Origin of the sequence: Metallosphaera yellowstonensis MK1, from assembly GCF_000243315.1 — an archaeon.
Classification (GTDB): Archaea; Thermoproteota; Thermoprotei_A; order Sulfolobales; family Sulfolobaceae; genus Metallosphaera; species Metallosphaera yellowstonensis.
The window spans coordinates 110,604-136,627 of sequence record NZ_JH597761.1; the positions used below are offsets into that span (position 1 = coordinate 110,604).

The 26,024-nt window shown below is 49.3% G+C and carries 31 protein-coding genes and 7 pseudogenes; 19 read left to right on the forward strand and 19 right to left on the reverse strand.

Features of this window, described 5'->3' with window-relative positions:
* Positions 1-6: 6 nt before the first annotated feature.
* From METMK1DRAFT_RS17050 to sdx, 5 genes and pseudogenes are all read right to left on the reverse strand, one after another.
* A pseudogene (locus METMK1DRAFT_RS17050) lies at positions 7-102 on the reverse strand (IS5/IS1182 family transposase); the annotation flags it as partial.
* Between the two features lie 149 nt (positions 103-251).
* A complete protein-coding gene (locus METMK1DRAFT_RS01335; RefSeq protein WP_048087319.1) occupies positions 252-542 on the reverse strand; it encodes a TA0938 family protein in 291 nt (96 codons plus the stop codon).
* A complete protein-coding gene (locus METMK1DRAFT_RS01340; RefSeq protein WP_009069979.1) occupies positions 535-1,392 on the reverse strand; it encodes a thiaminase II/PqqC family protein in 858 nt (285 codons plus the stop codon). The genes METMK1DRAFT_RS01335 and METMK1DRAFT_RS01340 overlap by 8 nt, the downstream gene beginning before the upstream one ends.
* Positions 1,389-1,601: a hypothetical protein gene (locus METMK1DRAFT_RS01345; RefSeq protein ID WP_048087321.1), complete on the reverse strand. Its 213-nt coding sequence runs from the start codon at positions 1,599-1,601 to the stop codon at positions 1,389-1,391. The genes METMK1DRAFT_RS01340 and METMK1DRAFT_RS01345 overlap by 4 nt, the downstream gene beginning before the upstream one ends.
* Before the next feature lie 59 nt (positions 1,602-1,660).
* Entirely contained in the window at positions 1,661-1,990 is a 330-nt protein-coding gene (sdx, locus tag METMK1DRAFT_RS01350; protein WP_009069984.1) for a sulredoxin, read from the reverse strand.
* A 309-nt stretch (positions 1,991-2,299) separates the two neighbouring features.
* Here sdx and METMK1DRAFT_RS01355 point away from each other — a divergent pair, with 309 nt between their 5' ends.
* Positions 2,300-2,761, forward strand: a complete 462-nt coding sequence (locus METMK1DRAFT_RS01355) for a hypothetical protein (RefSeq protein ID WP_009069986.1) — start codon at positions 2,300-2,302, stop codon at positions 2,759-2,761.
* Positions 2,762-2,832: 71 nt separating this feature from the next.
* On the opposite strand, the pseudogene METMK1DRAFT_RS01360 reads toward METMK1DRAFT_RS01355, so the two are convergent.
* The 6 genes and pseudogenes from METMK1DRAFT_RS01360 to METMK1DRAFT_RS01385 form a co-directional block, all read right to left on the reverse strand.
* Positions 2,833-3,333: pseudogene (locus tag METMK1DRAFT_RS01360) on the reverse strand (aldose 1-epimerase); the annotation flags it as partial.
* Positions 3,334-3,370: 37 nt separating this feature from the next.
* On the reverse strand, positions 3,371-3,550 hold the full coding sequence (locus METMK1DRAFT_RS01365) for a hypothetical protein (protein WP_009069990.1): 180 nt from the start codon (positions 3,548-3,550) through the stop codon (positions 3,371-3,373).
* Between the two features lie 144 nt (positions 3,551-3,694).
* Positions 3,695-3,883 carry a hypothetical protein gene (locus METMK1DRAFT_RS01370; RefSeq protein ID WP_009069992.1) on the reverse strand — a complete coding sequence of 63 codons (189 nt, stop codon included), beginning with the start codon at positions 3,881-3,883 and terminating at the stop codon, positions 3,695-3,697.
* Positions 3,884-3,917: 34 nt separating this feature from the next.
* Positions 3,918-4,163, reverse strand: a complete 246-nt coding sequence (locus tag METMK1DRAFT_RS01375) for an aldose epimerase family protein (RefSeq protein ID WP_245544582.1) — start codon at positions 4,161-4,163, stop codon at positions 3,918-3,920.
* A gap of 497 nt (positions 4,164-4,660) precedes the next feature.
* Entirely contained in the window at positions 4,661-5,986 is a 1,326-nt protein-coding gene (locus METMK1DRAFT_RS01380) for a DEAD/DEAH box helicase family protein (RefSeq protein WP_009069996.1), read from the reverse strand.
* Entirely contained in the window at positions 5,983-6,486 is a 504-nt protein-coding gene (locus METMK1DRAFT_RS01385; protein WP_009069998.1) for a helix-turn-helix transcriptional regulator, read from the reverse strand. Before METMK1DRAFT_RS01385 ends, METMK1DRAFT_RS01380 begins: the two co-directional genes overlap by 4 nt.
* Before the next feature lie 103 nt (positions 6,487-6,589).
* On the opposite strand from METMK1DRAFT_RS01385, the gene proC reads away from it, so the two are divergent.
* On the forward strand, positions 6,590-7,402 hold the full coding sequence (gene proC, locus METMK1DRAFT_RS01390) for a pyrroline-5-carboxylate reductase (RefSeq protein ID WP_009070000.1): 813 nt from the start codon (positions 6,590-6,592) through the stop codon (positions 7,400-7,402).
* A 132-nt stretch (positions 7,403-7,534) separates the two neighbouring features.
* Positions 7,535-8,335, forward strand: a complete 801-nt coding sequence (locus METMK1DRAFT_RS01395) for a CAP domain-containing protein (RefSeq protein ID WP_009070002.1) — start codon at positions 7,535-7,537, stop codon at positions 8,333-8,335.
* On the opposite strand, the gene METMK1DRAFT_RS19375 is transcribed toward METMK1DRAFT_RS01395, so the two are convergent.
* A complete protein-coding gene (locus tag METMK1DRAFT_RS19375; protein ID WP_281034066.1) occupies positions 8,313-8,435 on the reverse strand; it encodes a hypothetical protein in 123 nt (40 codons plus the stop codon). The two genes, METMK1DRAFT_RS01395 and METMK1DRAFT_RS19375, sit on opposite strands and share 23 nt — an antisense overlap.
* Before the next feature lie 73 nt (positions 8,436-8,508).
* On the opposite strand from METMK1DRAFT_RS19375, the gene METMK1DRAFT_RS01400 reads away from it, so the two are divergent.
* From METMK1DRAFT_RS01400 to METMK1DRAFT_RS01420, 4 genes and pseudogenes are all read left to right on the forward strand, one after another.
* The gene (locus METMK1DRAFT_RS01400; RefSeq protein WP_009070004.1) at positions 8,509-8,811 is read left to right on the forward strand and encodes a hypothetical protein; all 303 of its coding nucleotides are present in this window, start codon (positions 8,509-8,511) and stop codon (positions 8,809-8,811) included.
* Positions 8,798-9,680: pseudogene (locus tag METMK1DRAFT_RS01405) on the forward strand (transposase). Before METMK1DRAFT_RS01400 ends, METMK1DRAFT_RS01405 begins: the two are co-directional and overlap by 14 nt.
* Positions 9,681-9,829: 149 nt before the next feature.
* Positions 9,830-10,009, forward strand: coding sequence for a hypothetical protein (locus METMK1DRAFT_RS01415; protein ID WP_009070010.1), 180 nt, complete (start codon positions 9,830-9,832; stop codon positions 10,007-10,009).
* A gap of 26 nt (positions 10,010-10,035) precedes the next feature.
* Positions 10,036-10,935, forward strand: a complete 900-nt coding sequence (locus METMK1DRAFT_RS01420; RefSeq protein WP_009070012.1) for an MFS transporter — start codon at positions 10,036-10,038, stop codon at positions 10,933-10,935.
* A gap of 133 nt (positions 10,936-11,068) precedes the next feature.
* Here the strand turns inward: METMK1DRAFT_RS01420 and METMK1DRAFT_RS18670 are convergent.
* Positions 11,069-11,240, reverse strand: a pseudogene (locus METMK1DRAFT_RS18670) (IS256 family transposase); the annotation flags it as partial.
* Between the two features lie 196 nt (positions 11,241-11,436).
* Here METMK1DRAFT_RS18670 and METMK1DRAFT_RS01425 point away from each other — a divergent pair.
* Together METMK1DRAFT_RS01425 and METMK1DRAFT_RS01430 are read left to right on the forward strand one after the other, a co-directional pair.
* Positions 11,437-11,793: a HEPN domain-containing protein gene (locus tag METMK1DRAFT_RS01425; protein ID WP_009069301.1), complete on the forward strand. Its 357-nt coding sequence runs from the start codon at positions 11,437-11,439 to the stop codon at positions 11,791-11,793.
* On the forward strand, positions 11,756-12,166 hold the full coding sequence (locus METMK1DRAFT_RS01430; protein WP_009070017.1) for a nucleotidyltransferase domain-containing protein: 411 nt from the start codon (positions 11,756-11,758) through the stop codon (positions 12,164-12,166). The genes METMK1DRAFT_RS01425 and METMK1DRAFT_RS01430 overlap by 38 nt, the downstream gene beginning before the upstream one ends.
* Positions 12,167-12,308: 142 nt before the next feature.
* On the opposite strand, the gene METMK1DRAFT_RS01435 is transcribed toward METMK1DRAFT_RS01430, so the two are convergent.
* On the reverse strand, positions 12,309-12,842 hold the full coding sequence (locus METMK1DRAFT_RS01435) for a class I SAM-dependent methyltransferase (RefSeq protein WP_009070019.1): 534 nt from the start codon (positions 12,840-12,842) through the stop codon (positions 12,309-12,311).
* Positions 12,843-13,036: 194 nt separating this feature from the next.
* Here METMK1DRAFT_RS01435 and sixA point away from each other — a divergent pair, with 194 nt between their 5' ends.
* The 5 genes from sixA to METMK1DRAFT_RS01460 are packed head-to-tail and all read left to right on the forward strand — an operon-like array spanning position 13,037 to position 16,646.
* Complete coding sequence (sixA, locus tag METMK1DRAFT_RS01440) at positions 13,037-13,510, forward strand: phosphohistidine phosphatase SixA (protein ID WP_048087324.1); 474 nt, start codon at positions 13,037-13,039, stop codon at positions 13,508-13,510.
* On the forward strand, positions 13,511-14,773 hold the full coding sequence (locus tag METMK1DRAFT_RS01445; RefSeq protein ID WP_009070022.1) for a Ppx/GppA phosphatase family protein: 1,263 nt from the start codon (positions 13,511-13,513) through the stop codon (positions 14,771-14,773).
* Positions 14,773-15,396: a dTMP kinase gene (gene tmk / locus METMK1DRAFT_RS01450; protein ID WP_009070023.1), complete on the forward strand. Its 624-nt coding sequence runs from the start codon at positions 14,773-14,775 to the stop codon at positions 15,394-15,396. The genes METMK1DRAFT_RS01445 and tmk overlap by 1 nt, the downstream gene beginning before the upstream one ends.
* Complete coding sequence (locus METMK1DRAFT_RS01455; RefSeq protein WP_009070025.1) at positions 15,386-16,024, forward strand: dTMP kinase; 639 nt, start codon at positions 15,386-15,388, stop codon at positions 16,022-16,024. Before tmk ends, METMK1DRAFT_RS01455 begins: the two co-directional genes overlap by 11 nt.
* Positions 16,014-16,646, forward strand: a complete 633-nt coding sequence (locus METMK1DRAFT_RS01460) for a CHAD domain-containing protein (protein ID WP_009070027.1) — start codon at positions 16,014-16,016, stop codon at positions 16,644-16,646. The genes METMK1DRAFT_RS01455 and METMK1DRAFT_RS01460 overlap by 11 nt, the downstream gene beginning before the upstream one ends.
* Positions 16,647-16,757: 111 nt before the next feature.
* Here METMK1DRAFT_RS01460 and METMK1DRAFT_RS19820 read toward each other — a convergent pair.
* From METMK1DRAFT_RS19820 to METMK1DRAFT_RS01470, 3 genes and pseudogenes are all read right to left on the reverse strand, one after another.
* Positions 16,758-16,876: pseudogene (locus METMK1DRAFT_RS19820) on the reverse strand (IS701 family transposase); the annotation flags it as partial.
* Between the two features lie 72 nt (positions 16,877-16,948).
* Positions 16,949-17,194 (reverse strand): hypothetical protein, encoded by a 246-nt coding sequence (locus tag METMK1DRAFT_RS01465; protein ID WP_009070031.1) that lies wholly within the window; start codon positions 17,192-17,194, stop codon positions 16,949-16,951.
* A 239-nt stretch (positions 17,195-17,433) separates the two neighbouring features.
* Positions 17,434-18,663: an ATP-binding protein gene (locus METMK1DRAFT_RS01470; protein WP_009070033.1), complete on the reverse strand. Its 1,230-nt coding sequence runs from the start codon at positions 18,661-18,663 to the stop codon at positions 17,434-17,436.
* A 436-nt stretch (positions 18,664-19,099) separates the two neighbouring features.
* Here METMK1DRAFT_RS01470 and METMK1DRAFT_RS19380 point away from each other — a divergent pair, with 436 nt between their 5' ends.
* The 5 genes and pseudogenes from METMK1DRAFT_RS19380 (at position 19,100) to METMK1DRAFT_RS15930 (ending at position 22,446) form a co-directional block, all read left to right on the forward strand.
* The gene (locus METMK1DRAFT_RS19380) at positions 19,100-19,234 is read left to right on the forward strand and encodes a hypothetical protein (RefSeq protein WP_281034067.1); all 135 of its coding nucleotides are present in this window, start codon (positions 19,100-19,102) and stop codon (positions 19,232-19,234) included.
* 302 nt (positions 19,235-19,536) lie between these two features.
* On the forward strand, positions 19,537-19,755 hold the full coding sequence (locus tag METMK1DRAFT_RS17070) for a hypothetical protein (protein WP_155812245.1): 219 nt from the start codon (positions 19,537-19,539) through the stop codon (positions 19,753-19,755).
* 156 nt (positions 19,756-19,911) lie between these two features.
* Complete coding sequence (locus METMK1DRAFT_RS01475) at positions 19,912-20,178, forward strand: hypothetical protein (RefSeq protein ID WP_009070037.1); 267 nt, start codon at positions 19,912-19,914, stop codon at positions 20,176-20,178.
* Positions 20,169-20,594 carry a type II toxin-antitoxin system VapC family toxin gene (locus METMK1DRAFT_RS01480; protein WP_009070039.1) on the forward strand — a complete coding sequence of 142 codons (426 nt, stop codon included), beginning with the start codon at positions 20,169-20,171 and terminating at the stop codon, positions 20,592-20,594. The genes METMK1DRAFT_RS01475 and METMK1DRAFT_RS01480 overlap by 10 nt, the downstream gene beginning before the upstream one ends.
* A gap of 869 nt (positions 20,595-21,463) precedes the next feature.
* Positions 21,464-22,446: pseudogene (locus tag METMK1DRAFT_RS15930) on the forward strand (transposase).
* A 141-nt stretch (positions 22,447-22,587) separates the two neighbouring features.
* Here the strand turns inward: METMK1DRAFT_RS15930 and METMK1DRAFT_RS19825 are convergent.
* Together METMK1DRAFT_RS19825 and METMK1DRAFT_RS01495 are read right to left on the reverse strand one after the other, a co-directional pair.
* Positions 22,588-23,063 (reverse strand): annotated as a pseudogene (locus tag METMK1DRAFT_RS19825) (DUF499 domain-containing protein); the annotation flags it as partial.
* Between the two features lie 151 nt (positions 23,064-23,214).
* Positions 23,215-26,010, reverse strand: coding sequence for a DUF1156 domain-containing protein (locus tag METMK1DRAFT_RS01495; protein ID WP_009070049.1), 2,796 nt, complete (start codon positions 26,008-26,010; stop codon positions 23,215-23,217).
* Between the last annotated feature and the right edge of the window lie 14 nt (positions 26,011-26,024).

Genomic DNA, 26,024 nt, shown 5'->3' on the forward strand with positions numbered 1-26,024 from the left:
TCACCGGTGCTCGAACACGTGGAACGGGAACATGAGCTCGTACCTGGTCACCACGTTCTCGTCATACTTGTGCCAATCCCTCTTGTACTTGCTCTTTCCCATGGGTAATACTTAACGGAATAATCTATAACTTTTTGTACAATTCTGAAGCAACCCACAAAGCAACATTAATAGAAATCTTTTTATATTCTTTTATTTAAACTGATTTTGTGGAGAGGTTATTGAGACCTAAGGAGGGCAGGAGCTCACCCTCAGCTTTTACTGTCCTCCTCCCTGAACTCCGTAATCTCAGCCTCACTGCCTAGCCTGAAGGAGAACACGTAACTTTTATCTCCGTTCCTGGCCACTCCCTTCCTCCCCCTATAGTTCCCCTCCAACTCCAGGGAGTCTAACCTGTCCCACCCAGTCCTCCTCAACACCTCTTGGATCACGTTCTTGTAACCCCTAGCACAGTGTTCACAGCAGAAGAACGTCCTCTTTCCCATTACTTCCTCCCAATGGTTGCCCCAAGTGGAACCACAGAGGGCACATCCTTCAGCCAAGAGACCTCGCCCTCTCCAACCTGGCCAGGAGGTAGGAATCGAAGGCCTCCCAGGCCTTGAGCGCTCCGACTTTCAATTCGTGGGGATCAGCGTGTTCACTGGCCAACTCCAATGCATACTCCGAGTGTTTCACGTCCTCATCGTACCCCTCCCTCAAGAACTCCACCACCTCCCTGGGATATCCGGACTTCAAGATGGATGGGTCGAAGTAAGTGTATTTGGCCCCGTAATCCCTCACTCCCCTGTGGGCTATGAGCTCCAGGCTGTGCATGGCCCCGCTCACGGCCTCGGGCGATAACGTCCTGGAGAGTCTATCCAGTTCAGCTAAAGCGTCCCTGGTCCTCTTGAGGGGTGGAGTGTTCACTATGTCCTCCCTCCTCATCCCTAGGGCTACCCCCATCCTGATCAGGAGTTCCAGGTGAGGTGGCCTCCCCTCACAACCCACGTATTCTTCAGTTATGTTCTCGGCCTCCATACGTCTTATCTCCTCCACTTTAGTTCTGGAGATGACCGTGGAGAGGGAGATCACCCATTGTCTCAAGAAGTGTTGGTGTTCCAAAACGTAACCGAGCAATACCTCCCTGGTGGGCCTCTGCATCGCCTCCACGAAGGGGTGGGGAGGATCCCCGAAGAACCTCTCCACGAACCTCCTCATGATCCACTCCTTGGGCTCTCCCCTGAAGAACTCCTCAAGCCTGACCCTAACTTCCTCCACTTCCATTCTCTTTTTTGAGATGTTCCTGTTGAGCCACATGACGTGTATCACGTCACTCCTGTAGGCCTCACGGACCATGTGTGAGGCCGTGGAGTCGTAGTCTCCCACTTCGTTCAAGCAGGCCGGACAGATCATAGCGGAAACTCCTCCGGCAGTTGAGCCCTCAACCTCCTGTACCTTTCAGTGCTTCCGTACCTCTCCTTGAGAGAGAGGAGGACCCTCTTGGTGAACTCCGGGTCCAGCCCTCTGGCCTCACTTATCATTCTCACGGTACTCTCGAAGTCCTCCTTACAGGCGTTGTAGCACCTCACACACGCCTCGAGCAAGTAAAAGTAGTCTTCCATGATTAGAAGTCGCATTCGGGGAAAAAAAACTCTTTCCTTTTTCTCTTTATTTTCCAGAGTTACACGTCAACCTCGATCCAACCGTTGTTGTCCCTGACCTGGTAGGTCTTGAGCCCCAGCTTCTCCTTGGGAGCGTCCTTGGCGACGTAAGGGGGCTCCAGCATGTTCCCGGTCCTGAGGTCGAAGACCGCATCGTGACATTTACACTTGACGGTCAGGGAGTCCTGGTCCAGGATTCCCAGGATGCACTTGGCGTGGGAGCAGACCGCATCTATGCCGTAAAACTTGTCCCCTACCTTGGCTATCAGGATCACCTTGTCCTCCACCTTAACTGATGCGTACATCGCCCTCTCCAGGGTCTTGGAACTTATGGTTCTCTTCCAGACCATGAAGCTTCTGGGGTCTCTGTTCATAAAAGCGTTAAATTATACGGGAGAGGAACGGGTATGAGGGAAAGCTTATACCCTCAGGGAGTTAAAGGCTAGTCTAAACGAATTCCCTTCCACAGGTCATTCGACCGAGTCATCAGCGTTCAGGCTAACAACCTCGATCTTGGGACCAGTGATCTGCCTCAACTCTGGGGCCACGTGGGACGGACACGACGAACCGGTACAGCCATCACGACCGGTACGGGACGAGATCCTTGAGACCCTCAGAAGGACGTTTAAGCTTCAGTTACGCATAATAAATGAGAGCTGATGGGTTGGATCAGGTCCTTCAGGTTCGAGGACGGAAAGGTCTCCCTACGCTCCGGGGACATGGGGACTGAGACCTACTCCTTCACTCCCGGTGGAGTTCACTTCATCAAGGTGTTCAAGGATTTCGTCTCCATGGGTTACCTCATCCCTGGGAAGGAGGCAGACGACCTCCTCTATGAGGAGTTCACCTACACTCCTCCGATCCAGAGGCCCATACTCACCAGGAGGTTTTACGCCAGATCTAAGAAGTTGAGGGAGAGGTTGGCCACGTTGGACTCGGTGAAGGACTTGGACGAGCTCCTAGCCGAACTGGAGGAGGAGAGTCAGAGGAGAGAGGAATGTATCAAGGAGATGAGGGAGAGACTACCGAGAGGAGCCCCCGTAGACGAGGAGTGTGTGATCCAGAAGTGTTTGAGGATGACTGCGTGGAGAGAAGCGTTTCAGGAGTGCCTGAGGGAATGATCAAGCTCAGCAGTTATGGGATTTTCCCTTGATTACCGCCCTGCAATCTAGGCGAATTCCAATAACTGCTGTCAATCTGTCAACCGCAACACCGTCACCTTGAACCAGAACCTGACCTCCTCCCCTGGGTTTAAGACCTTGAGACCGAGCCCGTTGTGATATGCGTCGGGTGCACCAGACATGGGCTCTATCGCAAGGGCACCGGGAACCCCAGTGAAGAGTTGCAGGAAGTCCATGTTCTCCCTCTCTATCCTGAGGGTGGAGTATGAGGAGGATAGGGTGAGCTCTCCTGGGAGGAAGAAACAGTCGTCGTACTCTCCGTTAAGTATGACGAAGTCCTCAGTCTCCCCCGTGGGGATCTTCTCCCTCGTGATACATCTCTTCCCTACGTTCGGGCTCAGGGACCAGTTCCCCCTGACAAGAAAGTAGGGATGGGTCCCGACCACCAGGGGAGCCCTCCTCTCTCCCTCGTTCCTCACTGAGGCCCTCCACGTCAGGGATTGCGGATCCAGGGAGTATTCTACCCTAATGAGGAGGGGGACAGGGTAACCCTCGTGCTCCAGGAGCAGGGATAACTCGGCTCTCTCGGGATCGACTCTCCGTTTGTCCCTACACTCTCATTTCAATCATTTTATGTTCATTCATGATCGAGTGTAGGGACTTAGCCCTCAACCACCTACTTACGGTAGGTGGGTCATGGGACTCCTTTGAGCCCAACGGCACGGGGCTCACATCTCTGCAATCACTCCCACCCTTTTGGACATAGTCCACATCGGTGTGAGAGATCATTATTTATCAACAAAAATTTGTTATAAACAGATATAAAAAGATTTCTATTAACGTGAGAAAGGATTCAGCCCACAGTCCACTCCTTTTCCATGACCAGTCCGTGTATGGCGTTTCCCTCCTTGTTCCTGGGTAACTCGTAGGTGTTTACCCGTGGCGTAACTTTTCCTTTTTAATTACTTCTAATTCCACCACGGGCACCCCTCTTAAGGGATCATACACGGTCACCCTTAACTCATTGGGGCTAGTCGAGGGAAACACCACTACCCTCCCATCCACACTTTTATCACTCCCCAAACCTCGTGAGCAGTGCCCGTCATCAGTTAGGGGGATCATCAATAAAAACTACTTCGGTGATACTATATAAACATTACTTGTCAAAACGATATTTAGAAGTGATTAAAAATAACGAGTAGTTACGTAGAAGCGTTACAGTCTTTCCGTCCCATTGGTAAGCCCCTCCCCTCACCCTGTTGGCGAAAGGGATAAGTAAGGCCATGCCTCCCCTAGTCTGTCTCTCGGCTCCTGGGAGGACGATGTCCTTGCCCTTAAACCTGAAGTGGGTCAGGTACGCGCCTCTCTCCTGGATCTCAGCTTCGGTTGAGGTAGTGGTCACTCTTATCAACTGGATCACCTGTTGATAGATACATTTAGGATTGAAGGGCTAGGCACTTATAAATATGAAGTTGGTAGAGGACCTCACATCCCTGAGACTTGGGAGGGATGGTCCCCCTCTGTCAAGGGTTAAGCTTTGAATCGCTTCATGCACCTCAATTTACACCACTACGATGAGGCCCAGATTAACTCGGGACCGTGTCTTGAACCTCAAGGAAACTTGGTGATCTCAACGCCCAGTCGAACCTCCCCATAAAGTCGATTAGGATTCCATATCCTCGATAATCTCCCGGTCGATTCCCGGCGAATATCGAGTGAAGGGTTAAACCTCAACTGAACAGTTTCGCCCCGGCCTCTCCGCTTCATAAACCTTGACTTCCGCTGAGCTACTCATTAATCTAAGGGTCTCATCCCTGATTAGGAACAGGGGTACCCACTACCACGGAGAATGAATATGTAAATAAAGTTTTTCAAAACATTGAGAACTATTCAGCAAATTTAAGCTATCGCCTGTTCCCTTCCCTCCGACTTCCTCAATTCCAGCATCGACCTCATCCTCTCCCTCAACAGGTCCAAGTCCCCCTGAAGTATCCTGGTGACCTCCATGGTACTGAGCAACAGCTTCGTCACACGTGGGGAGTCAAGGCTTGGGGAGTTGGTCACAAGTAACCTCCCTCCCACAGGGTACTCCCTCTTCTCGTGTTCCACCTTCTCGACCTTAGAGAGGACCTCCAGGTCCTGATCCTCCCTGGAACCATCGTTCTTGAGCTTCACCAATCCCACGTGTGCCACATCGTCCCTCAGAAAGAACAGTCCCACCACGGCGTACTTCCCGTCGACCTCAACTCTCTTACCCCTGGGGTGTACATAACTTATCCCCAGGTCGTGGGACATGGCGTTGAGCTCGTCCCTCACCAACTTCTCCAATTTCCTGGAGTCCTCCTCTGGGTCCTTCAGCGTGTGAGATTTGAGGAACTCCTCCTTCACGCAACTCAAGTCCCCATTGCAGTTTGCCTCTGCCCTCTCCACCTCGCTCCTTATGAACTGCAGGATCGAGCTCACGGTGTTCAGTTCCCTCCCGTTCCAGAGCTCCAGAACCACGGGGAAAAGCTCCTCCCTGAGGGGGGAACAGTAGGTCTCCACTATCTCCCTTATGTCCTCCTCCGTGAGGGCACTGTCCAACGTTATCCTGCTCTCGTCCAACCTCCTCCTGATGGCCAGGTCCGTGACCCTGCTGTAGACCTCCGTGGGGATCGCCATGACGACCGGGACTCCCACGCCTGAGTTGATCAACCTGTGAATCTGGGGTACGTGGTTCTCCCTCACCTCGTCGACCAGGAGGGAGATCCCCAGCTCCTCCCTCGCGTCACTTAGGAACTTTAACATCCCGTCGAAGTCCTTGGAGTAGTTCATGCAGAATAGCCTGGCCCTAACGTCCTGGAACTTATGGCAGTTCCTCTCCATGTGTTCCCTGAAACTGACGCCCATCAACCTCTTGAGGAAACCGTACCCATACCTTCCCCTCTCCAGCCTCGGGAAAACTATTGACCTCACCTTTTCCGGCTCCACCTTGGCCCAGAACTCCTCCTCTAAACCGTTCTTTCCCGCGAGGTCCAGGAAGATCGCTGAGTCTCCCAACTCCAGGGCCAGTCTCCTCAGGATGGTGGTCTTTCCCATCCCGGGTTGACCTATGATGGCGCTCACCTCCCTCCTGGAGAGGGACTCCCTCGCCTTCTCCAGATACTTCCTGTAGGTCGGGCCGGCCAGCTTTACCTCCCTGGAGGACCAGGTGGTCACGGCCACCTTAGGGATCTCACAGATCAAGACTTACCCCTCCTCTTCACTATACCGTACATGGAGCCCTTCCTCACCAGTCCTTCCTCCCCCCCTGCAATGAGGTCGTACTTCCCCTCCAGATGTTCCTCCAGTTTGGAGTAGAACTCTTCCCTGCTGAGCCCCATCTCCACCCTTATGTCAGAGAGCCTCGCGTAACCCAAACTGTCCTTGACCTTGGAGTAGACCTCATCGAACTTCTTGGGTTCAAAGCTCCTCCCCCTGACCACCTCCCAGACCTTCCTCATCTCCTCCCTGACCTCCAAAAGTTCCTTGTAGAGGCCCTCCACGGTGATCTTGGGCTGGGGCACGTAACCGGAGGTCCTTCCGTTCCTCTCGACCCTGATGAGACCTCTCTCCTCCAGCTCCCTTAGCACAGTCCTGATCTCGTCTCCCTCAACCTTGAGTTCCCTCCTCAGAGTTCCAAGAGTTACAGGTTTGCCCCTGTAGGCCCTGTTTAGGGCCTCCATCACTTCGCCCTCAGAGACCATGTAACTTTGTTATACTGTAACACTTAAAGGGGTCACTGCACGTAATACCAGGGACGACAAGGGGACCGAAACGGTTATTTCCCCAAAGAGGGAGGAGGAGCCCATGAGGATAGCGGTGCTAGGGAGTGGAACCATCGGGACCGCCCTGGTGAGGGCAGCCCTGTCCTCAGGTCACAGGGTGATTGGGACGGGTAGGAGCGAGAGAACCCTGGAGAGGGTCAAGTCCCTGGGGGCAGAGGCCACGAGGAACAACGAGGAGGCCATAGCGAGCTCGGAGCTGGTAGTTGTGAGCGTCAAGCCACAACACTTCCCCGAGATGGTGAGCTCAGTGAGCAGCGACCTCTGGATCGGGAGGACAGTGGTCTCGGTCATGGCCGGGGTGAGGCTGGAGACCCTCAGGAGGATCATGAGGGGGGCGGAGGTGTTCAGGGCAATGCCCAACGTCAACTCCACCGTGGGGAAGTCTGCCACCGCCCTCACCGGTGAGGGGGAGAGGAGGGGGGAGGTCGACTCCCTCTTCAGGACCGTGGGAGTGACCTATTGGGTACAGGAGGAACTCATGGACGTCTGGACTGCCCTGGTAGGCAGCGGGCCGGCCTTTGTATCCGAGCTAGTGGACGGACTGGTGTTAGGGGCTGTCGCCTCCGGGATGTCCAGGGAGCTCGCCTATTCTGCTGTGTTGGACATGTTGGAGGGGACGATAGCTAACCTGAGGGCCCACAGGGGGCATCCGTTGGAGCTCAGGGACAACGTGACCACTCCAGCAGGGACAACCATAGCGGGGCTAAAGGTCATGGAGAGGAGGTTGGTCAAGTCCGCCATGATGGAGACAATCGAGGCGGCCAGCAGGAGGGCCGCCAGGTTAGGTAAGGTCATAGATGAGAAGATCTCCAGGGAGATCTCGGAGAGGAAGTGAAGTGTCGTCTAGCTCACTTCCACGAGAGCCGGGTGAAACCCAAAAACGCGATGGGTCTCTCCCCCTCCCGTCACTTCGCAGTCTCGAGGAGACGGGACCTTGAACCGGGCCTAGAGAAGGCGGTAAGCTGGCTTGTCCCTGCCGAAAGCCCTCGTGGATTACCTGAACTCGCTCAGGAAGGAGAACGGGATACCCTCCGTGAATTACGCCAACTCCGGCACCTCGAACTTGAGGGCCCGATACATGCTCGACCACAACCTGTTCAGCCACTACGATTTGGAAGGGGTTCATCCAGGATACTACTTCACCAAGACCTCCAACTATTACGGAGGGGAGGAGTCCATAGGCATGACCTTCTACGGGAGACCCGTCCTGAGGGACGGAGTACAGGTCATGAGAGAGGCTAAGAGGATCCTCTACAGGATGCTGTATGAGGATGAGGAGAGCAACTGGGGACACAGGGACTCCCTCCTGGACCCCTGCTTCAATTACTCCGATATATCCGTGGCCTGGGACTCCAGGAGGATATTCGTGGTGGTCACCATGATCTCAGCCTGGGTTGACTGGGTGTTGACCCCCAGGTTACAGGGCAACGTCTTCAAGATGAGGGGCAAGGTCAGGGTGATGTCCCCCACCCACGTGTTGGTCCTGAGGGACGAGCCCCATCCCGGAAACGTCTCCAGGAGGTATTATACACTGGGGGAGGTCGTGGCGGGAGTTTCTCCTCAAGGAATCTACCAGGGCATAGAGACCATCAGGCCGACGAGATGGGAGTTGGGGAGAAATCTGGACGTGGAGTTCCCCCTGGACCTGGAGAAGGGACTGACCACGGTGTTGGTGTTGGGGAGAGACCCGAGGGGGATCAGCTGGAGTCCCCTGGGACAGAGGAGGCCCGGGGAGTGTAAGCTTCTCACGTACACCTTGAGGACCTGAGGAGACCCCAGTGGGGAGAAGGCGAGTCACACGTCTCCTTGACCCTGGAGAGATCCTTCACTTTCACTGCGTCTAGCAAGAAGTTTGTGGAGAGCTCCATAACCCGTAGAGGGCTCCATGTGATGTTGGGGTGGCTAGCTAATTATTTATTTTCTCCCTCTTCCCTTACACGCATGGCCAAGGAACTACGAACCTACACGATCCTCAAGGGGATAGCCAACAACTTGAGTCAGCCCTTCATCTCCTTCACCGCAGTCTCCTCTGGGATCCTCGGTGAGTACCTGGGTCTCATAAGCTCTGCCTCAACTTTCTTCACTGCCCTGGCCCAGTTCATCTCCGCACTGCTCCGCACCAGGGCTAAGTCCCTACTGCTGTGGGCTGAATCCTTTTTCCCGTTAATATGCTTTGTGGGCCACTTCAGAATTATACAAAAATTTATAAATAATATATCGAGTATTACCCATGGGAAAGAGTGAGTACAAGAGGGATTGGCACAAGTACGACGAGAACGTCATAACGAGATACGAGCTAATGTTCCCCTTCTACGTCTTCCAACACTGGTGGGAATTACTAGCAGAGGAGAATAGGGATGCCAAGAAAACCTACAAGGCGCCAAAGGAGTTCAACGAGTTCCTAGCGTTCCTGCACTTGTTCCTACCCTACAGGGCAATGGAAGGGGTATTGAGAGCACTGGAGGGACTGAAGATCGTCCCGACAAGCCTAGACTACTCGACAATATGGGAAAGGGTGAGGAACATGGACATAACGTTCCCGGAGGCAAACGACGAGCTAGAAGTAGCAGACGCGACGGGGATGAGCACAACAAGGGGAGGACAATACGTCGTTGCAAAGTGGGGTAAAACTAGGGACTCAAAATTCCTCAAGATAGAGATAGTAATGGATAAGGACGAGCTCAACGTGATAGACGCTGAGGTGACTAGCGACGAGGTCGAGACTGCAGTCAAGACTAAGGACTTACAAGACAGGGGAAGAAGGTCAGGAAGTTTTACGGGGATAAGGCTTACGACGCCAACGAGGTTTACAATACTGGGGTTGAGGTCGTCCCACCTGGGGAGAACGCCTCCACTAGACGCGGTCATCCCGCTAGGCTGTGAGGGAGTTCAAGGAGTTGGGTTACGATCGTTGGAGGGAGGAGAGGGGTTACGGTGTTAGGTGGTTGGTTGAGTCCCTGTTCTCTGCCGTGAAGCGCACCTTTGGTGAATCTGTTGGGGCTACAAGTTTTCTAGGGCAAGTGGTTGAGGCTAAGCTCAAGTTCTGGGCCTACGCGTGGATGATGTACATGGCTAATTCTGTAGTCGGTAGAGCTCCGGGTGTTAGGATGTGAGCTTGCGAATAACGTTGAAATAAATATTAATTACTGAAAAATTCTCAGTGTATTATATCACGCTTATGAAATAAATTGAAGTGACCCACAAAGCACCGTTAATAGAAATCTTTTTATATCTGTTTATAACGAATTTTCGTTGATAAATAATGATCTCTCACACCGATGTGGGCTATGCCCAAAAGGGTGGGAGTGATTGCAGAGATGTGAGCCCCGTGCCGTTGGGCTCGAAGGAGTCCCATGACCCACCTACCGCAAGTAGGTGGTTGAGGGCTAAGTCCCTACACTCGATCATGAATGAACATAAAATGATTGAAATGAAAGTGTAGGGACAAACGGTAACTTTGTCTCCGGGGTGTCCTGGATAGTCCTAGCCCTCATACCTTTCCAAGGACCCCTGTACACCTTAACTTACTTCACCGCTGAGCTAGGACTGGGCATCTCGCTGATGGGATGGAACCTGATCATGGAAAGGTTGAGTGCGACTGCCAGAGGAGTGACGTTGTCCCAATACACGGTCTACTCCACCCTCGGTCAACTGGTGTCCACGTTGCTGGCGGGAATATTCGTGGGGAGTTCCACCTCGTTAATAAGGATACCCTTCGCCCTGACTGGGGCGATAACCCTCTCCTGTGCCTTCCTTGGGCAGAGGACGGACGTGGACGTTGAAGATCCAGCCAGGAGACCCAGGGTTTCGAGGAAGTTACTGAGGTTCTTCCTCATCTCCTTCCTGTTCACCGTGGTCTGGTCCTTCGCCTGGCCCCTCTTCCCCATGGCCCAGGTCTACATATTCCACATGACCTACTTCAACGTCGCAGTGATAAGCGTGATAGGGGGAATCTCGACGCTATTCCTAAGGAACAGGGTGGGGAGACTCGTGGACAGGAACAGGAGGTTCTCCATGTTCCTGGGAAGGATATTGTTGGCCACCTTTCCGCTGGCCTACGCCCTCGCACCTAACATTTTCGTGATATATGCTGTCGAGCCAGTGGCCGGCCTCACGTCGCTCCTGGGCTCCACAGCCTACGTCAGCTACCTCTACGACTCCTCCACCAAGGAGGACGTGAAGATGAGTTTGGGCGTCTACTCCTTGGTACAGGGACTAGGGGCAGTGGTAGGATCCTTGATATCGAGCGCCATATTCATGGGGGTAGAACCCATACTGGGACTGGAGAGGGGAGTGGAGTACCTCCTCTTGACCTCGGCCGTGCTGAGGATCATGACCTCTTTCGGCTACCTGAAACTCAAGGTGTGAACTTCTCGGCTCGCTTCAACTCGTTGAGTCCTGCTTCACGTTGCGGGGTTCACGGTTAGGGGTCAAGGCCTCATGGGTATACTCGTTTATCCTCATCCCTTTTCACATAGGAGGCTATCTTGCCTCCCGGCGGGACGATCCCCCCCCCCCCGAGGGATAACCTGAACCCCCTCAGGAACCTGTACCTGGCGTACCTGGGGGAGGTCCTCTCCTCCTCCAGGACCCTCCTCTCCATCTCATTCATTTAATGGCGCGTCCTCCCCAACTACCTCAAGGAGGAGCGCGGTCACCACGTGATTGTACACCTCATGGTATGGCCTAGCGCTCGTCCCCTTTTCATGTACTAATGTAGGATGAATTAAGTCACTTTCATTCTATAGAAACAAATAGAAATGGCAAAGGAGCCCTGAATCGCCCAGTAACGAAACTTGCTGTTCATACTTTCATTCAAGTCATATCATTTGAGCATAGAACTTTTTATCTATGATTCTATCTTTAAATATGGCAAAATGGTTTGAGAAGAGTGACAAGGATAAGGAAGTCGCATATCTTCTGCTGGAGAAGGGCTATTATCCTGAAGCTTGCTTTCACTCCGAGATGGCCGTAGAGCTGAAATTGAAAGGAATTTTAGTAGAGGCCTCAGGCGCTATTATTTACACTCATTCTATAAAGAGATTGTTAAAGGAGGTGGAGAAGGTTAAGAAAATTAATTTGAGTGATAAAATATTGGATTGTGCAGATTACTTATCTTTTATATACTTAGGCTCTAGGTATCCAGAGGAAGAAATTATTGAATTAGGAAGGAGTGAGGGTGAGAAGTGTGTCAGATGCATGGAAGAAATACTATCTATTCTCTGACCTTTTACAGATTTACAAGGAAGAGGAAGAACAGTTCAAGGACTATGTTAATTTCCTATGCAGTAAAAATTTCACTGTGATATTATTCGGTTCCAGGGCAAGAGGAGATTTCAAAATATACAGTGATTACGACCTTTTAGTCATAGGGAAAGATCTTCCGAAATTTCCTCCCACTGATGCAATACAACTCCACTTTTATAAAAAAGAAAAGGTTGATAAAGAGATAGAGGAATTTAATACAGTGATAATAGATGCCTTTTATGAAGGTAAATTATTATGCGATAAGCTGAATATTTATGAGGAAAAGAGGAGGAAAGTATTAGAGAGAATTAGAGGATTGAAACGCGTTAAGGATGGATGGATAAGGGAGTAAAGGAGATTGTGTTAAGTTGATCTGCTCTTTCACAACATTCAAAGTTAGCAGTTATTAAGAATTATTTGTGGAAGTAACAAAACCTTCCCACACCTCCTCCAGGATTAGGCTTACATGGTGTGGGCCCGAAACTACCCAGAGGTCACTCCACCTGGACGACAGCCCACCTCTCGTTCAGGGACTCTCCGCGCCTCAATACCTTAAAGTTGGACAGCACTCTCTCCCACTCCTCCCTCGAGAGTCCCCGTGGATCCCTGCCCTTGAACCTCGTCACCGACAAGTACGCCTTTCCTCCTTTGCGAAGAACCCTCCTCAACTCCCGGACTGCCCCCTCATGGTCCAGGAGACAGCACAGAACCAGGTTGGAGAACACGAAGTCCAGGCTCCCGTCCCTAAGGGGGAGGAAGGAGGCCGAGGATTGGAAGACCAAAAGGTCCTCATCCCTCCCCTTCATCCTCTCCAGGGCCCTGATGTCGGGGTCGGTGATCAGTAGAACCCCATCCCCCTTGAGTTTGGACAGTGCTGGGACGAAGTATCCGGGCCCGGACCCGAGATCCATGATCCTCCCTCCCTGTTGTACGAACTGGGAGAACCTGGACACTACCTTTCCCCTGGGATTCACCAGCGAGCGTATCGGGTTGTTCAGGATTATCGGGTGGATGTATCTGTCGTTCACGTGCTTAGGAGGGAGTTGAGGCTATTTAACTTTTGTAACACTACTTTATGGATCACTTCAAATTTGCCCGAGGTTCCTCAACGGTCTCAACCAACCTGAGCTACGGGAACTCAGCGGAGTCAGGATAAGCGATGAACGCGCCCACGGGGCACGGTAACGATCAAGCTTTTATGCTCCCCTTCAATCTCACCCTCATGACAACAATAGTGATCGTGAGACACGGCGAGGCCGAGCCCGAGGCCCCCGGAGTAGAGGACGATAAGAGGGCCCTCGTGAAGAAGGGCCAGAAGCAGATGAGGAGGGTGGCCTCCTTCCTGGAGGAGATGGGCCTGGAGCCTGACGTAGTCCTCTCCAGTCCGATGCTCAGGGCCGTCCAATCAGCTGAGACCATCCTGGACGAGATGGGGCTGGAGGAACTCAAGGTGGAGACCCTGGATGAGTTGCTCCCCAACTCCGACCCTTCTCCCCTGGTGGCCAAGCTCAAGGAACACCAGGGAGTCGCCCTGGTCGTGGGTCACATGCCCTCCCTCTCAGCCCTCGTGAAGGCTCTAACGGGATCGGAAGTGGACGTAAAGAAGGGAGGAGTGGTGGTGGTGGAGCACGACCCCCTGGAGAACAGGACAAGCCTGGAGTTGTTGCTCAACCAGAAGGTGCTGAAGCTGATCTGAATGCCCTTCACTGCCGTGGTTGACCTAGGCTACAACTCCGTCAGGCTATCTCTATATCAGAGGTTCTCTCCCAACACCTTCAGGCTCCTGGGGAGCATAAAGAGGTTCGTGAGGTTGGGGGAGGGAGTGGACGAGGGCAAGCCCATAAGGGACGAGAAGGTGAAGCTGGCCGTCTCAGTGATGGGGGAGTTCAGGGAGGTTCTGAGGAGGAGGGGAGTGGACGAGGTCATCCCAGTGGGGACGAGTGCCTTCAGGTACGCCAGTAACGGGGAGGAGGTAGCCCAGGAGCTCTCCAGGGCACTGGGGAGGGAGGTGAAGATCATCTCGGGGGAGGACGAGGGGAGGTTGGCGGCACTCAGTGCGGTGAACTCCCTACCCATCTCCGAGGCGTTGGTTTTCGAGTTGGGCGGGGGGTCCCTCGAGGTGGTCTACGTCAGCAACAGGGAGTTGGAGAAGGTCTTTCACTTCCCCCTGGGAGGTCTTAGGCTCTCCAAGGCCTTCAGGGACCAGGGAGAGATCAGGAGGGAGATAAGGAACTACCTCTACTCCCTCCCCTCCAGGTTTCCCCCCGTCCTCGTGGGCTCAGGGGGGAACGTAAGGTCAATGGGAAGGTACGCCATGAAGATGAGAGGTCTGTCCTTCAACCACGTTCACGGTTTTAAGCTGGCCGTGGGTGAGGTGAACAAGATGGTCAAGAGGTTCTGGTCCCTCCCTCCTGAGGAGTTGGCCAAACTCCCGGGGATGGGGAAGGAGAGGGCCGTGACCATCCCGGCAGCCTCCCTGGTGGTGGAGGAGCTAGTGAACATGACCAACCCACAGTACATCTTCATCTCTGAAATGGGAATGAGGGAGGGGAAACTCATGAGTAAGGAGATGAACTCTACGGAGGAGATGAGGGACTCCTGGGTCGACGCCTTCACCAGGGGGTTCAACGTGGAGCCTCCCTGGGACGTGAAGCTGGAGGGAGAGAAGAGGACCGGGTCTACCTGGGCAGGTTACGCCTCCCTCCTGTCCCAGGTGATCATGTGGACCGGGAGGAGGAATCCCTTCAGGGAGTGCTTCGACATCCTACAGGAGGTACTCTTCCCCGGGTTCACCCAGGTGGAGATAGGACTCGTGGCCGGCATATGTAGGGCGGCGTCGGGCAAGGTGAAGGGAGAAGAACTCAGGAGGTTGGGAGTGGACATGGACAAGGGGAGACTAAGGGAGACCGGGGAGGTAGTGAGGAAGTTGATTCAGGAGAACCCGCTGGGTGGTCACTGATGCTCATAGCCTTCGAGGGGATAGATGGTTCAGGCAAGTCGAGCCAGGCCAGGCTCCTGAGGGACTGGCTATCCATGAGGGGTGACGCCTACCTGACCGAGTGGAACTCCTCGGAGTGGATCCACGAGGTCATCAAGGAGGCCAAGAAGAAGAACGCCCTGACCCCGCTCACCTTCAGCTTAATACACGCAACAGACTTCGCGGACAGGTACGAGAGGTTCATACACCCCATGATCTCCTCGGGTTTCCACGTGGTGTCAGACAGGTACATATACACGGCTTACGCCAGGGATACGGTCAGGGGTGTGGACCTGAAGTGGGTGAAGGAACTGTACTCCTTCGCCGTGAGGCCCACGATCACCTTCTTCATAAGGGTCACCCCCCAGGTTGCACTGGCCAGGCTCAAGGCTGGGAGGAAGACGGTCAAACCAGCGGAGGCAGGGGCGGACGTGTTCCCAGGGCTGGACCCGGAGGAGGGCTTCCTCAAGTATCAAGGTCTACTCCTGGAGGTATACGATAGGTTAGCCACGGAGGAGGGGTTCGTGGTACTGGACGGAGAGAGGACACCCAGGGAGGTACAGATCGAGATAAGGAGGAGGGTAGGTGAGTTACTTGGTGGGTAAGATAGTCGCGGTGGAGGGCGTAGAGGGCTCGGGGAGAACACTACACGCCGAGGGGATAAGGACTTACCTAGAGGAACAGGGCTACGGAGTTATAACCTTCGGGTTGGGTATGTCCAAGTTACTGGGCGAGGCCATAGCCAGGAAGAAGAGGGACGTGGTGTTTCAGAGGAGGACCCTGTTCCTAGCCTACGTGACCGACCTGGCGGACCAAGTCGAGAACCTGGTCAAACCGGCCGTGGAGTCTGGGTTCGTTGCGTTAGCCGACGGGTACGTTCTGACCCTGATGGCGTGGGGCCTGACCAGGGGACTGGAGAGGAACTGGATGGAGGGGGTGTTGAGGGCACTGCCGAGGCCTGAACTGACCCTAGCCCTAATCGCCCCGCCAGAGGAAATAATGAAGAGGATCATAAGGAAGAAGGGAGTACTTGACCCCTTGAGCTCGGGAGTCGACCTCTGTGTGAACGGAGATCTGTACCAGGGGTTCAGGCAATACCTGGAGAGGTATCTGAATAACATGAGGTCCCTCGCCTCGGACAAGGGAGGAGTCACCGTGGACACCGGGAGGGACTTCAAGGTGGTACAGGAGGAGATCAACTCACTGGTGGGGGGAGACCTAGGTGAGGCCTGAGGAGTACGCCAACACCCACCTCATGGAGTTCCGCAGGCTCACGGGGAGGAGCGAGGAGGAAGTTCACGACGCCAGGGTGGAGATAAGGAAGTACGTTGTGGTGGGGAGGGCACTCTACCGACTTCACGGAGACTGGGAGTCCCTGGACAGGGCCTCCAGGATAGCTCGCACTCTGGGCAAGGTCAGGGACGTGGATGTGTCTGGCTGCCCTGGGGACAGGGACAGGTTGCTCTATAGTGTTGAAGTCATGAGGGATCACGTGATGCCATTCCCTAGGTTACTGGGCTCGAGACTACTGGTGATGGAGAGCCTGGTCAGGGAGTACAGGTCCGTCCTCGCGGAGGAAGAATTCCACTCCCTCAGGAAGAGGCTGAGGAGGACGAGGATACTCGTGGAGAGCCTAGAGATGGACTCGGAGGAGATAAAGGAGTTAGTAAGGAGGATGGGGGACCTGAGGGACCAATGGCTCAGGTCCAGGTGTTCCGGAGAGGAATTTCAGATAGGCGGAGAGGTCACGAGGGAGTTCAAGGAGCAGGGGGTACAGATACTAAGAGACCTGTTGAGCTCAGGTCACGAGTTCCATCACTTGAGGAAGGTCTTGCAGTCAGGACAAGTCCTCTAGACGCAGAGTTCCCTGCTGGCCTCAGCTGAGGGAACTCAGGACCTTAATCAAGGGGACTTTCCCTGGATATCGGGACTTAATTAAGACAGCAGTTACGGGACTTTAACGACTTTAACGTAACTTAAAGATTTTCATCAGCCCCGGCGATCAGTTTGAACGACGCTCGAGAACCTCAGGAACGCCTCCACGCTCCTCAGGTTCAGCTCCCCCACCAGCTCCTTGACGACGTTGTGACGGTGAAGATCGTGAGGTAGCTTTCTCCTAAATCCGATCCTTCTAAAACCTCAACTAGTACTCCAGTATCAACTACTACCCTCATCTTCTCTTCTCGACCTCTCTAATTCCTCTCTAATCCCTTTTGCAGAACCTAAAAGGGAAAACAGTAATTGAACATTCTTTTGAGATTTTTTATTCTCCTCATAAAAAGTTATTAAATATTCTACCGCATCATTTAAGTTAACTCTCTTACCCTTATTCAACTGCAGTTCAGCAGCAATCTTAACTAACTTCTCCTTCACATCTTTACTAACTCTAATAATTTCACTCATAACGTAAGAATAGGAAAGTGTGTATATAAAGTTTACTTTATATACTTTGAATATAGTGTTTATCTTATGTAAACAACACAGTTCTTGAGAGTAAGAATATGTTAGGTAAAAATGACATCTCCTAACCCAAAGGATAGACCTAATATGAAAGAAGTCAAAAAGATGTCACAAAAATTTGTGATATAAGTAGTCAGTACTAGTACCTTTGACACAATTAAGCGAAAACTGAAGAGGCCGTGTCATCTCAATAAAAACTTCCACAAGGGCTCTAACTCGATTTTCTTACCGTTATAATCCATTGTTTCCTCCACGTCCCACGTTACGATTTTAGGTTTGAAACCCAATGATGAGGAGGCTTTAGTTAAAGCACTTAACTCCCTCTCCTTTATCCCCTCCTCATCGTAAGTTACCTGTATTAACTCCCCTTTTTTCTCATCTAAAAAGTCTACTTCGTAGTCCTCTCCTTTAACGAAGTACACTCCCTTGTTCTGGTTTTTCCTAAGCAAATGTATTGCGACTAAATTCTCCATCAATCTCCCCACATCCTTTTTTATAGAGACTCCTTGAATGATACCCATGTCAACTACGTAAACCTTCTTGTTTTCTGCAATTCTGCTCAACTTTCCGATATACCTTTCCACGGAGTAAATCAAGTAACTTGAAGTCAGACCGTAAAACCACTCGTCAACAGTTTTATAATCAATTCTGAGCATTCTAGCAATTCTATTTAGAGAAACCTCAGAAGAGTAAAGGGAAATTACCGCTGAGGAAAACTCCTTAAACTTGGATATCCTCTTTATCTTAAGCCTCTGTACTACGTCTTTGAATAGTATATCGTTATAAATGCTGTTTACTATTTGCCTACTGTTCAGTAGCAACGCCTCAGGAAAACCTCCTATGCTCATGTACTCCCTTAAGTAATTCTTGATCTCGGCCCTCTCCCTCGTCGTGAGAGGTTCGGAGTAAATAACTCCCTTAAACCTTAGAAACTCCTTGAAGGAAAAGGGGAAGAGCGTGAAGTCCACATGCCTCCCGGTTAGGCTTGTGGCCAGCTCGCCGGAAAGTAACTTAGAATTACTCCCTGTTAATATTATCCTTTTAGTCTTCCTCAGCCTGCTCACGAAGGGTTCCCAACCTTGAATGTTCTGTATTTCGTCAAACAGGATGTAATCCACGTTACCGTAAAGTTCGTAAATGGCTTGTTCAACAATATGCAGATCCTCGGATTTTAAATTTCTCAACCTCTCGTCATCAAAGTCAACATAAGCGAAGTTTTTATCTTTTAATAATAGGAGTGATAGAGTAGATTTCCCGCTCCTCCTAACTCCTAGTATTGCTAAAACGTTTGGGATTGATAGGTTTGCTAACAACTCCTCCTTAGGCACATCTCTGGGTATTGCCCTACTCATTAAGTTTACTGCGTCCTCTCTTTGTTCCTTCAGAACGCTTTTTATTTCCTCAACGTTCACGCATAATAGGAGTTTTTTTGGATTTTTAAACTTTTGGAGTATACTCCAAAACTCTTCCGATTAACTTATGGAGTACACTCTTGGAGTATACTCCACATAACTGAATCTGAAGAGTAGTTCTATTTAATAAACAGCAGTTATGGGAATCTTAGGGAGGTAATACGGGGAAGTCGGTATTGCTGAGAAGTTTTTCGACGTCGTCTTACTGAAAAGGTGCGGAATGACTGATCGAGTTGGCTAGGGAGAGTCCGGTCGGGGAAGTCAACAGGCTGGGAGTGGTGAGGGGGAACGGGAGGAGCAGGAAGGTCGACTGGCACTGATCCTCATGGTCCTGACGGAGGGCCAGCGTGAGGAACGCGGCCGAGACGTTCGGGTTGGAACGTGAATTGATGGGGCGTTGGGAGAACTCGACGACGCGTGGAGGTCCTGTCAGACTTTGAAGGGTCAGGTCGTCATCGTGGACGACACCGTGGACCACGACGCTCTGGGTAGACGTGAGCCCCCGAGAACTACTGGACCTACTGCCACACCCACGGGAGGTTCGAGAGGGCCAAGCTCCTCACGGTCGTGATAGTGGACCTCGGGCAGGACGTTCACGGTTTCCCCTACGCCGTGAGGAAGATGTTGAATTTGTGAGGGTCACAGAGTTCAAGACCAAGATCGACTTGGCCAGACGTTGGACGTGCTCAAGGAGCGCCTCCGGTAGCCAAGGTCGTCTTCGACCCCAGAACTGTCCGAGAAGCTCGTGACGGACAACGTGGTGTCAAGGCTCGAGTCCAACCGAACTCAGGGTCGGCCCAGGGGACCCTCGGGGGCGCTTCCCAGTGGAATACCCCCGGAGTCTACTACGCCGACCTGACCCTGGGAGGCCGAGTGATCACGGTGAAGTTGCTCCGGAAACACGACTCCAGGACACACGTCAGGTACCTCTACACGACCGACCTCTCGCTCAGCGGGGAGGAGGCCTGCCTGGCCGGAGATCGAGGACCTCAAAGGGACGTCAAGGCCCACTCCTCATTCTGGGGGGCTTCAGGGCTACCTCACGATCTTCACCGTCAACAACGTCGTCAGGGAGCTGGTGGGGGAGCTTAACCTGAGGAGCGTGGAGGCGTTCCTCAGGTCCTCGAACGTCATTTAGGCGGACCACCTGGGCTGATGAAAATCTTTAAGTTACGTTAAAGTCCCATAACTGCTGTACATGTCTTACATATTCGTAAATCTTATAATTTACGCCACTAATCATTAATTATGCCAACAATAAGTATAAGGATTGATGAAAAGTTAAAGAGGAAAATGGATGAGCTAAGCTACATAAACTGGAGCGAAGTAATAAGGAGAAAAATAGAGGAAGTAGTTGAGGAAGAGGAAAAGAAAAGGAGAGAAGAGGGAAAGAAAAAGAAGGACCTTAAAAGGATTAACGATGCGTCATTGAGGTCTTATGAGTTCTTCCTTAATTACGGGGGTAAAAAATCTGAAGAGACCATTAGGGAATGGCGTGACAAGAATTGGCAGTAGTTGACGCTTCAGTCGTTATAAAATGGTTTGCTAATGAGCAAAACAGTGAAGAAGCTTTATTGCTCAAAGAGGCTTACGCAAAAGGTCTAGAAGATTTATCAGCACCGTGTATTTTACCTTTCGAGGTGTTGAATGGACTGAAGTACACATACAATCTGGGGGAGAAGGAACTTAAAGAAGTAAGTAAAATACTTTCTGACTTCCAGATAACACTTTACGATATCGAAAGTATGCAAGATGAAATTGTGACGATTTCTCAAACTTACGGTATTTCAATCTACGATTCAGCTTACGTAGCTTTAGGTAAGGTATTAGGAGATAAAGTTTACACAGCTGATGAGAAACTACTGAGGAAGGTCAGGGAATTACCTTTTGTACTTCACATAAGGGATTTCAAGATACCAGTGAAATCGTAGTTCGAGTTGTTAAGCATCTGCCATAATATATCAATTCTCTAAATTCACTGTGATAGTGAATGAATTCATTTATTAGTATGCTAGCTTGAAAATCTTTTAACATAGTTTTTGAGCTTCGTCATCAAAATAATTTAGTTTTTAAACCCTTACAGAGGATTTTCCGAAAGATATTTTGGTTAGTTTTTGTAACAAACTAATGACAATATGCAATAGGAGAGGTGAGGATACGATATAACTGAAGAGTATACCGTTATATTCACTTTGGTTCTCGACAGTGAGAATAAACACTTTAATATTAACGTTTGGGCGATTCACGGATCCATTGCGATTTCAATTTGTTTCCCTAAAAATAGATAAGAGCAGCAGTTATCAGATTTTACCTTGATTACAGGGCGCTACCTAAGGAAAAATCCCACAACTGCTGTAAGAGTAATTGATCCTACACTTCAGGTAACACTAATAAGGGACGAGCATGAGGTAATATCATGGAGTTCCTGACTTCCTTAATATAGAACATATTAGTCAGATCTGTATTACGCAGATCTGACTGGAGTGTAGGCCTTTGACTCCTCTAGGGGGCTTAAAGCTCGATGAGGAGCTTGCCATCCTCTAACCGGAAGTTGGGCTTGAAGTCCGAATAAGGGCAAATTTAGAGGCCCCAGTTTTAGGAATAGATGTATAAAAAGATAAATTAACTGTACTCTATAATAAACAGTTAAACGCTAGTGAGTAAAGCAGGTTTCATCACTTGCGTAAGTAGTGGGGCGATTCAGGGCTCCATTGCGATTTCTATTTGTTTCTATAGAATGAAAGTGACTTAATTGATCCTACATCAGTACACGAAAAGGGGACGAGCGCTAGGTCATACCATGAGACACTCATTCAATCACGTGGTGACCTCGCTCGTCCCCGAGTTACTTGGGAAGGACGCGCTATTAAATGAAATAGCTGAGATCGAGAGGAGGGCCCTGGAGGAGAGGAGGACCTCCCCCAGGTACGCCAGGGGGAAGGAGGTGAGGAGGAGGGGTTACGCCAGGTACAGGTTCTTGAAGGGGTTCAAGGTCTCCCTCTGGGGGTCGTGTACGGGCTGGAGTGGGTCACGGTGAGGTTGCCCGTGATGTACAGGGGAAGGGAGAGGGTGAGGACTGGAGTGGAGGAGTTGCTCAGGGAGGAGAGGCCGGTGCTCAGGTCCCTCCTCCTGCCCGTGTTGGGAGGGAAGTTGAACGCCGAGCTCTGGACCCAGGAGCTGGAGGTGAGGGGGACTTCAAGTACGTGGTCGTGGACGGGAAGTACGTGAAGTTGAGGGGAGGGAGGAGGGGGGTCCTCTTAATCGCGTTGGGACTCACTGACCACGGTGTGAGGGCCGTGCTGGACGTGGTCCCGACCGGGGAAGAGGACGTCGTGAGCTACTGGGACCTCCCGGTGAGGCTGTGGAGGAGGTACAACCTCACCCTGGTCGTAGCCGACGGGGTGAAGGCCCTAGACACGGCAATCTCCCGTTCCGGGATCAAGGTCGCGAGGCAGACCTGCCCGGTCTACCTCAAACGGAGGGTGGACAGGAGGGTGAGGGTCTTGCTGGACCTCCTCCTCTCCTTCGCCGAGTCCGTCCCCATCCGTGGCTCTCCCCTCCTCTCCTACCTCCTCGCCCCCAGGGAGGCCCCTCCTCAGGTCGAACAACCTGGCCGAGTCCTTCAACTCCCTCCTGGGGAGTTCGGCAAGTGCCACTCCCCCTGGAGGACCGGATCGCCCGGGCCGTAGCAATCAACTACAACCTCTCGACCTGTTATCTCGCTCTTGTAATAATATTACAGAGTCCTTATTTCTTCGTGAAACGGTCAAATATATTCAATAATTCCTCCATTGAATAAGTCCAAATCAACAGAGATATTACAATTTGCAAAGGAGCCCTGAATCGCCCTCCTTTACTCTTCTCCTCTATTTTTGCAGGAATTGTAACTAATAATACTACAGGCAAGTTAGATCCCAAAGAGGCTAAATTCTCAAAGAAGTACAGACATTGATTATAATAATTACCACCACTTAACCCCTTTAATCTTACTAAATAAGCAGCTATCTCATCTACTAAAATTAATACTCTTTCTCCCTTAAATAATTCCTCTAGTTTATCTTTCGTCGGTGACATGAGATCTTCGTCGTATTTCCTTACGACATCGTATTTCCTAATCTTTTGGCAATGTATCCCCACAAAGTTTTTATCTTAATTCCGTCTTCCTCTATTGGATCTTCTGGGGAAGGTGCAGTTCTACTATCCTTACTTCCAATACCTATTACCTTAATATTTTCAGGGACTTCAAGACCGAATTCCCTTGCTACCGTAGGATTATTAAAAGCATGAAATAGTAAAAGTACAGTATGAGTTTTACCTCCTCCGAATAAAGAATATAACGTCATACTTAGGCCTTTACCTTGAGTCAAAGCATTCGTTATTTCCCTAACTAAACTTTTCATAGAATCGGTAATGTACGTCGAAGAGAAGAATTCTCTGGAATCAAGATAAATTGATGGTGCGTTTTTAACTATTACGTCACTGAGCTCTGGAGCTACTTGATCGTCCAATTAAATACGTCTTCCCTAACCTTATTCTCGTAAATCAGATTACTCATTGAACCCACTTTTCTATGTTTGTTTTTTCTCCAGATAAACGCTTAGAAGGTTCCTTTTCTACATCAGAATCATCTAATACTTTTGTCAAGATTCTAGCAATAGCTAAAGCCTCATCTACGAAACGTGTCCTTTCCTTAAGCTTGTTCACCTCTTCCTTTATCTTATCCGGGTTCTTTAATGAGATGTATTCGAGATAATGAAATGCTTCAACTGGGTTAGAGAAGTTATAGTCGCCTTGAATAGCCTTTCTTACGTCTGGAAGTTGCTCTAATGCCGAAATGAGACTAAGTTGATCCTTAGCAGCTTGATCTGGCTCAATAAGTGCAATAGAATCTTTATCTAAACTGATAATCCCATTATCTTGTAGACTTTTAACGTCTATGTTTCCAGAAATATTCAAGTAAGTTAGAGAATTTCTAACTAATTTTCTCACTCCTCTTTTTGGAGTTGGAATTAAGAGTTTTACTAAAACGTAGTACGTTGAATTAGGATTAGAAATTGACACACCTGCACCTTTAGATAGTCCTTCAATTATTGACTGCGTAGTAGTAGGAAATATATACTTAGTAATAAGATCACTTACAGCATTAACTCCTTCATCTCCCAATCCTACTAATTTCTCGTATTTTGTAAATACACTAATAACTTTTCCTAAAATTTCTATGTAAGTATCTAAGGAAAGCTTAAGCTTTCCCTTAGTTAACATGGTTGATATCCAATCTGAGACAGTTGAAATTGCCTCTTTCCTGACTTCTTGAACTAGTTTCTGTCCCTCTGCTCTTTTCCTCCATACTATAGCCATCGACTTATCTAACGAAATTGTAGTATTACGAGCCGTTATTCGCGTTTCGTCTTCCGTAGTTACCGTATATGTAGTGGTTATTCTAAACTTTGAAGAATACCAACTAGCGTAAAGTAGAGAAATCCACGCGTCTGGAGAAGTATGATTATAGAATGTTATGAGTAATCCATCATCGTTTAAAGATTCGCTAAGCTTGTTAAATGCTTTGGCTAGTCTATCTCTAAAATAATCATAAGTACCAACACTATTATCGAACGTCTTAGTTCTCTTTTCGTCAACTCCAATATCTTTTGGTACTAGTTCTTCCCATTGTGTATTATAAGAAAATGGAAAAACTCTTTTTAACCATACATAATAGAAATCACTTACTTCAGGGTAAGGGACATCGTCTGCATAAGGCGGATCTGTAACTATAAGGTCTATTTTATCGCTTAAATTTAATTCATTTACATCAGAATTAAGAATTTCGACTTGTGAATTAGAATTAGTTAGTATCAAATATTCTAATCCTTCTTCTACATGTTCCAAACTTCTAGATAAGGAACCTATAATGTTAGCTAAAGGAGATATTTCAACCCAGTTCCATGTAAACGCAAATCTTCTAAATGACAATGCATGAGCAATAAATTTTCTGCTAGGTTCAACCGATGTTAAGAAGCAATTATGTCTTATATGATTTAAGAATGCTATAGTTAAATATGTTATTATAGCTTCTTTATATTTCTCATCTCCTCCAATCTTTTCTTTAAATTCGTTTAATTCGTCAATAATTCTACTAAAAATCACTAGCTGCCTAGCATCGAATAATTTAAAGAATTTATCTATACCCCATGCAGTAAATCTGAGAACACCGTATGAAGCAACATTCTCTGTAGGTATTTTGCTTATATCAATTTCCCTTAATCTAGCAAATGATTCCCAGAATTTTTTCTCATCTTCTTCTGTAATCTCTTCAAAAGCTATGTCTTTCGATTCTCCATTAAATTTTATGAGAAGTTTAGGTCTAGCTTTAGAATTACGTAAGTCTTCTAGGTTTATTTCTCCATTTAAAAATCTTTCATAATTCTTATTCCACTCTTTTATTGCTTCTTTTATGTACCATTTATCACCTTTACCGGGGAATACATTATTACAGTACAAACATCTGGCATTACTACTTTTAGCACTAAAGTTTCCCTCGGGTACGTCATAATCTTTTCCATCTACTATAATTTTATTCTTACTTACCTTAGCTGTTATACTTTGTTTATTAAACTCTTTATTTAGGTCTAAAACCTTTATTCTAAGGTTACCTCCATTAATTTCTGGCTTCATAAAAACTATTCTCTTAAACTTTCCAGACTTAACTCCTTCTTCGTTTTCTCCTTCATTACTTTTCATAGCCATTAGCCACCACTGCTTAGCCAAAGGAGTGTAATTACCGCAATGGGGGCATTTAACTTCCCATGTCCCCACAAACCCATTGTCTTCATACAATTCTTTTACATAGTTTTCTAAGCTCTTAAGGAGTTCATCCCCATATTTTTTAACGTCGTCTATAAGTTTCTTTCCATATTTAGGATATTCCAATACTGCCTTTAGAAATACGTAGGCAGTAGGTAAAAGTTCTGATGCAATAACTTTACCTATTCCTAATCTTTTAGCCTCTAACGGAATTGAACCGAAACCTGCAAAAGGATCTAAAAGCGTAAAGCCCTTAAATCTACCGTTAGTTATAGGCTGAAGTTTATGAGGAATTTCAGTCTTTGGACCGTTATTTTGAAGTCTAATCATTCTTTTAAATTCGTCTAATGGAAAATCTTCAGGTAACAGTGCAGCAGCTGTGAAAGCTCTGGCTGAAATAAGAGGTTTTCTAGTCCACCAAAAAATCATTTCCCAATAAGTTGGTCTTCCAGGACCTTTCTCTCTAGCTGCTTGTTTATCTATTTTAGGAATTAAAGTTGCGAAAGAATCACTTTCGATTAACCGTCTCCCATTATTTATTGCCATACGCAATAAGAAAC